Annotated in this window: 5 protein-coding genes and 1 pseudogene; 5 read left to right on the forward strand and 1 reads right to left on the reverse strand. The window is 62.5% G+C overall.

Features of this window, described 5'->3' with window-relative positions; translation table 11 throughout:
• Positions 1-509: 509 nt before the first annotated feature.
• Positions 510-1,982 (reverse strand): MDR family MFS transporter, encoded by a 1,473-nt coding sequence (locus M0954_RS05030; RefSeq protein WP_297351958.1) that lies wholly within the window; start codon positions 1,980-1,982, stop codon positions 510-512.
• 757 nt (positions 1,983-2,739) lie between these two features.
• Between M0954_RS05030 and M0954_RS05035 the strand changes: the two genes are divergently transcribed.
• The 5 genes and pseudogenes from M0954_RS05035 to M0954_RS05055 all read left to right on the forward strand — a co-directional run.
• Positions 2,740-3,465: a type IV pili methyl-accepting chemotaxis transducer N-terminal domain-containing protein gene (locus M0954_RS05035; RefSeq protein ID WP_297351959.1), complete on the forward strand. Its 726-nt coding sequence runs from the start codon at positions 2,740-2,742 to the stop codon at positions 3,463-3,465.
• Positions 3,466-3,488: 23 nt separating this feature from the next.
• Positions 3,489-4,892 (forward strand): MFS transporter, encoded by a 1,404-nt coding sequence (locus tag M0954_RS05040; protein WP_297351961.1) that lies wholly within the window; start codon positions 3,489-3,491, stop codon positions 4,890-4,892.
• 137 nt (positions 4,893-5,029) lie between these two features.
• Positions 5,030-7,573 (forward strand): nitrite reductase large subunit NirB, encoded by a 2,544-nt coding sequence (gene nirB / locus M0954_RS05045; RefSeq protein ID WP_297351962.1) that lies wholly within the window; start codon positions 5,030-5,032, stop codon positions 7,571-7,573.
• Between the two features lie 31 nt (positions 7,574-7,604).
• Entirely contained in the window at positions 7,605-7,952 is a 348-nt protein-coding gene (gene nirD, locus M0954_RS05050; protein ID WP_297351964.1) for a nitrite reductase small subunit NirD, read from the forward strand.
• A gap of 22 nt (positions 7,953-7,974) precedes the next feature.
• Positions 7,975-8,365 (forward strand): annotated as a pseudogene (locus M0954_RS05055) (hypothetical protein); the annotation flags it as partial.

An 8,365-nucleotide genomic window follows, 5' to 3' on the forward strand; every position in this document is an offset into this window, starting at 1 on the left:
GTTCGCATTGGGATTTCCGACCGCTTGAGTAAATTGTTTTATCGGCAGATATTTTGTTTAGACACGCGGTGCGAGCTCGCCGTTAGTCGTCTCACGGCTGCTGCTTGCTGACGTGTTACCTCTTTACGGGGTCCTGCCTCAGGCTAATGGCGCAACCGGCCGCTTGCGCGATGACTTTGCTGTCCGAATGACGAAAGGCATTCTAGAGCTATACGGGCGCACTGAATATTCGCGCCGCGGCAAATCACTGTGTTGAATGTGGCAACGATCGGGATGGAGTTGTCTCTAGAATCCGTTCGCATATTCGTCAGAGCATTGATCTGGTTGCGCGAGCAAGCATCAGACCCGCGGCGGCCCGACTGGACCACCTTGGGAATGAGCACTGCTGTTTCTATTTGGCGATTTTTTTGCAGTCTAGCCGAGCCGTGAGAATCGTGCATTTTCAGCGCGCATTAATCCCGCGCGCATACGCGACGCCATGCGTTAAGGAATCTGAATTTTTCGTCGCTTCAATTCGCCGAAGCTGCCCGCGCCTGGCCGAGCTTGATCGCAGGAACCAGCATCACCGAGAGCACGGAAAACACCGAGATCACCAGAATGGACGTGAAGGTCAGATGCAGCGATTGATGGAGTGCGAGCCGCACGGCGGCGCCACTTGCAGTATCGCCCGGCGCCGTATCGAGAATCTGCCGGAGTTGGTCCGCGGTCACGGCGGCGATCGTGGATGAATGAGCGAGCCCGTAATTCAGCACCGCGCCGAACATGGCCGCGCCGAGCGTGCTGCCGAGATTGCGCGAGAACAGATTCGACGCGGTCGCACTGCCGCGTTCCGACGGCTCGACGATTTCCTGGATCAGGATCAGCGAGCTGACGCTGACAATCCCCATACCGAAGCCGATCACCAGCGAGCCGATCCCGGCGAGCACCGGACTGCTTTCCGGCGTCAGCGTCGCGAAGAACACACCCCCGAGCGGCAAAAACACGCTGCCGCCGATCAGCGTGCGCCGCAAGCCGAGCCGATGAAACGAGCGGGCGGCCAGCGTCGCGCCGCTCGGCCAGCCCAGCATGATCATCGTCAAGGCGAGGCCGGCGACTACCGGCGAGCGGCCCAGCACACCCTGCACATACATGGGCAAAAAACTGGTCAGGCCCATCAGCGCCATGCCCGACAGCACGGTGGCGACATTGCAGGCGGCGATGGGCCGGTGACCCCACAAGGCAAATGAAATCATCGGGTCGGCGGCGCGGCGCTCCTGCCACACGAACAGCACCCCGCAGACGATGAATAAAGCGAATTCGAATGCCACCAGCGCGTCGCTGGAGCTGCCCACGTCGGTGAGGCCCATCATCAGCGCGCCGATCGAGACGGTGAAGAGGGTGGCGCCGGCGAAGTCGATGGACGGGCGCCCGTGCCTTTCATGTTCATGCAGGAACGCGATGAAGCCGGCGGCGGAGGCGAGTCCGATGGGAATGTTGATCCAGAAGATCCACGCCCACGACAGGTCGCGGATCAGCAGGCCACCGGCCATCGGACCGATCACAGCGGCGATGGCCCAGACGCTCGCGAGGTAGCCCTGGATCTTGCCGCGTTCGCGTGCGGGGTACAGATCGCCGACGATTGTCAGCGTGACCGGCTGGATCGCTCCGGCGCCGACGCCTTGTATCAGGCGAAACACGATCATCGCCGGCATCGACCACGCGAAGCCCGCGAGTACCGAGCCCACCAGAAAGATGACGATGCCGATCAGGACGATGGGCTTGCGGCCGTAAAGATCCGCGAGTTTGCCGAACACGACCGTCATCGCGGTCTGCGCGAGCAGGAATGACGAGAAGACCCAGCTGTAGAGATGCAGGCCGCCGAGTTGCGTGACGATCTGCGGCATGGCGGTGGAGACGATGGTGGCTTCGATGGCGACCATCGCCATGGAGGCCATCACCGCAGCGATGACCAGGGACCGTACTGTCTTGGGGTGCTGTGACATGCCGTCTTTATAGATGAAGGGGGATCGCGCGGCTTCTGGAGGCCGCTCGAACGCGCCGGCGGTTTGCAGGTGGTGTCAGCTTTCTGGAAGGTGCGAGCCTGAGCGCTTTGACACCCACCATGACGTGACACTACCCAGCGTTCGCTTAAGCGCGAGTACGGATGTTACCGCTACATCGGCGCTGCTGCTTGCGGCGTGCCACGGCTGCGGGTTGCACGGGGGGGGGGGGTGACGGTGGCATGGGTGACGCAAAAGCGGATGGCGAGCGGAGGCAAAGCGGAGGCGAAAGCCGGTGCAATAAGATGGTGCGACGCACCACAACGTTGCACCAACTCAATTCATGCTGCGCCGGAAATGCGCGCAGCTGATCGTGAGAGCGCAGACAGTGGCCGCGAAGAAAACCCTGCCTTCAGACGGAAATTCACTGGCCCAAGTCCTCGGCTGGCGTGCCGCTCAGCCTTATTCAGCGGCGCTTCACCAGGATCTCTCAAGCATCGGCCGCGACGGCCGACCGCTTCGCATCAGCTGCGCGGCTGCCGCCATGGCATATCTATTGCATTGCAACGCACCGGGGCCAACGGCGGCCTCAACGTATTGCACTCTTGAGGGGCGGCTCGTCTAAAGCAGCCCACAGGGACAACGGCGTCCCGAGTACCCAGAAGCCACCGAGATATCGGAGCGCGCTGGGCACTCGGGACGCTTTTTTTTTTGCGCTCCATTTTTTGCCGCGAATTCCGCAGGGTTAATCACGCTCACGATGAAACAGCAGCCCAATTCAAGCATCGACGCAGTCTCCGGACAGGTCATTGGCGAACTGATCAATCTGTCAGGCCGTCAGCGGATGCTGTCGCAGCGCATCGTGCTGCACGCGTTGCTCGCATCGCTCGGCGACAGTGCGGCACTCGCCGTGGTGAAGGAGTGCCTCGCCACTTTCGCGCAAGCGCACGCCGCGCTGGCGCACGGCAACGACCGCCTGCCAGGGGTGTTTTCCGATGCGCTGCGCGAAGTCTATTTCGGCAACCGCAAGGCGGATGCGCGCATTCAGCAATTCGTCGCGCTCGTTGAACGTGCAGTGTCGGGCATCGAAGCGGGCCATGACGATCAGCAGTCGTTGATCGATGCGCTGGTGACCCAGGCCACACCGCTACTCGAACTGCTGCAGGAGATCACGCTCGCGTACCAGCACGAAATGCGCGGCATCGAGGCGGCCGCCACCAGGCGGCAGGCCGGCATCGCTGAGCGTCTCAGCAACATTTCGATGCAGGCCAATATCGTCGCGCTTAACGCACGCATTTCGGCTGCCCGCGCCGGCAAATACGGCCGCGAATTCGCGGTGATCACGACCGTGCTCGCCGACATCATCAAGGAGATGGACGAACTGATTCAAAGCGTCGTCGATACGGGCGGCGCGAGCGGCAGCGCACCGAGTCGAGTCGCTTCATCTCAAGGTTGGCACGCCGGTGCCGACCGCGCTCTTCAATAGCCTTTACCCTGCGAGAGAGACCCGTGAAACATCTATTGGATTCGCTAAAAAGCGGCAACTGGCGCGCATTGTTAGCGTGCTTTCTGTATTTCGACACCGGGTTTACCGTGTGGGTGATGTTTGGCCCGCTGGCGCCGTTCATCCACAAGGACATTGCGATGTCGCCCGCGGAACTGGGCTTCCTCGTCGCGGTGCCAGTGTTGGGCGCGGCCATTCTGCGGGTGACGCTTGGCAATCTGTACCAGGCTTACGATGGCCGCCGTATCGCCTTGCTTGGCGTGGCGCTCTCCGCCATACCGTCAGTTATCCTACTGTTGTCGCCGACGCCACCGTCCTACGCGATGTTGCTGGTGCTCGGCGTATTCCTCGGCGTGGGCGGCGCAAGTTTTGCCGTGGCCTTGCCGATGGCAGGCAGCAATTATCCGCCGAAGGTGCAAGGCCTCGTGCTCGGACTCGCCGCCGCCGGCAATATCGGCGCGGTGCTCGACGGCTTCATGTTCCCCAGTCTCGCGGATCACTTCGGCTGGGCCAAAGCGGCCGGCGCAGCGCTGCCGTTGCTGGCTCTCGCGGCGGTTGCACTGTTCTTCTGGGCGACGGACCTCGGCGTCAAATCGGGTAGTGCGCCTCGCGCTTTCCGCAGTTTTTGCATCACGCTGGGCGGCCTGATCGCACTCGTGCTGGCCGTGCATGCGGGTTTCTTCGGCGGTGGCAAAACGGGAGTATTGCTGCTGCCCGTGCTGGGCGCGCTGCTTGCCATCGCGGTGTTGCCCAAGCACTACCGCAGCGTGCTGGCTGAAGGCGACACATGGGTCGTGATGCTCGTCTATAGCATCACGTTCGGCGGCTTCGTCGGCATGTCGTCTTACGTGACGACGCTGCTGGTCTCGCTCTATCAGTTGCCCAAGCTCGAAGCGGGTCTCTTCATGTCCTTGCTCGCGTTTACCGGTGCACTGGTGCGTCCGATCGGCGGCCTGATCGCCGACCGTATCTCGGGAGTTCGAGCACTCGTGTTGCTGCTTGCCGGCATTTCGCTGTGTGACTTCGCGTTCGCCGCATGGATGCCGCCGCTCGAGGCCGGCATCGCGTTGCTGGTGGTCACCTATCTGTGCTTCGGCCTCGGCAACGGCGCCACTTTCCAGCTCGTGCCGCAACGCTGGAAGGGCAAGACCGGCCTGATGTCGGGGATCATCGGCGCGGCCGGTGGGATCGGCGGCTTCTATCTGCCGGTCATCATGGGCATGGCCAAGGAAAGCACCGGCAGTTATCAGATGGGCTTCGCAACCTTTGGCGTGATCTCGGCGCTCGCCTTCGCGCTGGTCGCGCTGCATCGCGCGCGTTGGCTCAAGTGGGCTCTGCCGGCCGAGGGCCTGGTGGTGGCCAATCCGCTTTCGACACCGGCGGGTGTGCGTGCCGATAGCGGTGCGTGAGCGAGCAGGAAGCGAGACCTGTAGACGGATCCCCGAATTCAGTTGCTAAACGGGCTGGATGATCTGCGGGATGCCTTTTTATTTGCCGGACGAAAATCATGTCGCGAACCGAGCTGGAAACTGACGAAGCCCCTGTCATGAACGTTGTCGTTGTCGGCCACGGAATGGTGGGGCACAAGCTCCTCGAATCTCTGGTGGATGACGCGCGCTGCGCGTTGCACATCACCGTACTGTGTGAAGAGCCGCGTCCCGCTTACGACCGTGTGCACCTGTCCGAGTTCTTCTCCGGCAAGTCCGCCGAAGACCTGTCGCTCGTCAAGCCCGGCTTCTTCGAGCGCGAGAACGTGCTGCTCAAGCTCAATGCCAAGGCGGTAGCGGTCGATCGCGTGGCACGCACCGTGACCGTTTCGACCGGAGAAACCCTGTCGTACGACAAACTGGTGCTCGCCACCGGTTCGACGCCTTTCGTACCGCCGATCACAGGTAACGATCGCGAGGACTGCTTCGTCTATCGGACCATCGAAGATCTCGAGGCCATGCAGGCCTGCGGCGCACGGGCCAGGACCGGCGTGGTGGTGGGCGGCGGCCTGCTTGGGCTCGAATGCGCCAAGGCGCTGCACGATATGGGGCTGGCGGCGCATGTCGTCGAGTTCGCGCCGCGCCTGATGGCGGTGCAGGTGGATGACGGCGGCGGCCGGGTTCTGCGCAGCAAGATCGAGGAACTGGGCGTGCAGGTTCTCACCGGCAAGCAGACGCTCGAGATTGTCGACGGCGAAGCGGGCACGCACCGCATGCAGTTTGCCGACGGCACGCATCTCGACACCGACATGATCGTATTCTCCGCGGGCATCCGTCCGCGCGACGAGATTGCGCGCGCTTGTGGCCTTGAACTGGGCCCGCGCGGCGGCATTGCGATCGACGACACCTGCCGGACCAGCGACCCCGACATCTTCGCGATCGGCGAATGCGCCGCGTGGAACGGCATGGTGTACGGCCTGGTCGCACCGGGTTACGAAATGGCGCGCATCGCAGCGCGGCAACTGCTCGGCGACGAGGCCGGCTTTGCAGGCGCGGACATGAGCACCAAGCTCAAGCTGATGGGCGTGGACGTGGCGAGCATTGGCGACGCGCATGGCAAGACGCCCGGCAGCCGCTCGTACCAGTTTAGCGACGAGCGCAAGCAGGTCTACAAGAAGCTGGTGGTGTCCGAGTGCGGCAAGCAACTGCTCGGCGCGGTGATGGTGGGCGACGCGGCCGAATACGGCACGTTGCTGCAGATGATGCTGAACCGCATCGAGCTACCTGAAGCACCGGAATTCCTGATTCTGCCCGCAAGCGACGGCAACGCGAAGCCAGGGCTCGGTGTCGACGCGTTGCCCGAAGGCGCGCAGATCTGCTCGTGCAACAACGTCTCCAAGGGCGAAATCTGCGCCGCAGTGTGTGCCGGTGCGACCAGCATTGGCGCTCTAAAGACAGCGACCTGCGCCGGCACGTCCTGCGGCGGTTGCGTGCCGCTCGTCACGCAGGTGATGAAGGCCGAAATGAAGAAGCAGGGCATGGCTGTCAACAACCACGTGTGCGAGCACTTTCCGTACTCGCGCCAGGAACTGCATCACATCGTGCGCGTCGAGCGTATCAAAAGCTTCGACGCCCTGCTCGAAAAGCACGGCCACGGTTTGGGCTGCGATATCTGCAAACCCGTCGCCGCCAGCATTCTCGCCTCGTGCTGGAACGAGTTCGTGCTGAAGAAGGAACACGCGAGCCTGCAAGACTCGAACGATTATTACCTCGCCAATATCCAGCGCGACGGCACCTATTCGGTGGTGCCGCGCATGCCCGGCGGCGAGGTCACGCCGGAGGGGCTGATCGCCGTCGGTCAGGTGGCCAAGAAATATGGCCTCTATACAAAGATCACCGGCGGCCAGCGCGTCGACCTGTTCGGCGCCCGCGTCGACCAGTTGCCGCTGATCTGGGAAGAACTGATCTCGGCCGGATTTGAATCAGGTCACGCATACGGCAAGTCGTTGCGCACGGTGAAGTCGTGTGTGGGCTCGACGTGGTGCCGCTACGGCGTTGGCGACTCGGTCGGACTCGCGATTGCGATGGAAAACCGCTACAAGGGGCTGCGCTCCCCGCACAAGCTCAAGTTTGGGGTTTCAGGCTGCACCCGTGAATGTGCGGAAGCGCAAGGCAAGGACGTCGGCATCATCGCCACCGAGAAGGGGTGGAATCTCTATGTGTGCGGCAACGGCGGCATGAAGCCGCGCCACGCGGAACTGCTGGCCGCGGATCTCGATCGCGAGACGCTCACGCGCTACATCGACCGCTTTCTGATGTTCTACGTTCGCACGGCTGACCGTCTGCAGCGTACCAGCGTCTGGCGCGACAACCTCGAGGGGGGCCTCGACTATCTGATCGACGTCGTCGTGCACGACAAGCTGGGTCTCGCCGCGGAACTGGAAGCGGACATGCAGAACGTGATCGATACCTACGAATGCGAGTGGAAAAAGGCGGTGACCGATCCCGAGACGCGCAAGCGTTTCCGTCATTTCGTCAACAGCGACAAGCTCGACGAGAACGTGACCTTTGTCGAGGAGCGCGGCCAGATTCGTCCTGCGACACCCGCAGAACGTGAGACCGTCAAGCAGTTTCCGGTTCCTGTGGTTGTTGAAACCGTTTGAATCCAGCGTCATGCATCTCGAGGAGTCCTTGATGAACAACGATCGAAATACGCCTGACTGGGTGCCGGTTTGCGCGCTCGACGACATCGTGCCCAATACCGGCGTCTGCGCGCTGGTGGCGGGCAGGCAGGTGGCTGTGTTTAACGTCGCGCGCGGCGAGGGCGGAGTGTATGCCATCGACAACTACGATCCCTGTTCGCAGGCGGCGGTACTTTCGCGCGGTCTGATCGGCAACCTCGGTGAGCGCATCGTGGTGGCCTCGCCGATCTACAAGCAGCACTTCGACCTGCGCACCGGCGAGTGTCTCGAAGCGCCCGAGCATTCGGTGAGCGCATTCGCCGCGCAGGTCCGGGACGGCCGCGTATGGGTAGCGGTCTAACGGGACCGGGGTCGATCACGCAATGAGCAGCGCAAGCGTCAAGACAGTGTGCCCCTACTGCGGCGTCGGCTGCGGGATGGTGCTGCAGGTCGAAGATGGCCAGGTCGTCAAGATAGCCGGTGACAAGGAACATCCCGCCAATTTTGGCCGGCTCTGCACCAAGGGGTCGTCGGCCCATGTCGCGCTGCGCAAGTCCGGACGCCTCGAAAACGCCTTTGAACGACGCGACCGCGACAGCGACCCGATTCCGCTGCCGGTCGACCAGGTGATTGCCGACACCGGCCGCCGTTTGCGTGAAATCCTCGACACGCATGGCTCCGACGCGCTGTCCTTCTACGTGTCAGGCCAGATGTCGATCGAAGCGCAGTATCTTGCCAACAAGCTCGCGAAGGGCTTTGTCGGCACCAACAATA

The sequence above is a fragment of the Paraburkholderia sp. genome, from assembly GCF_026225065.1.
GTDB lineage: Bacteria > Pseudomonadota > Gammaproteobacteria > Burkholderiales > Burkholderiaceae > Paraburkholderia.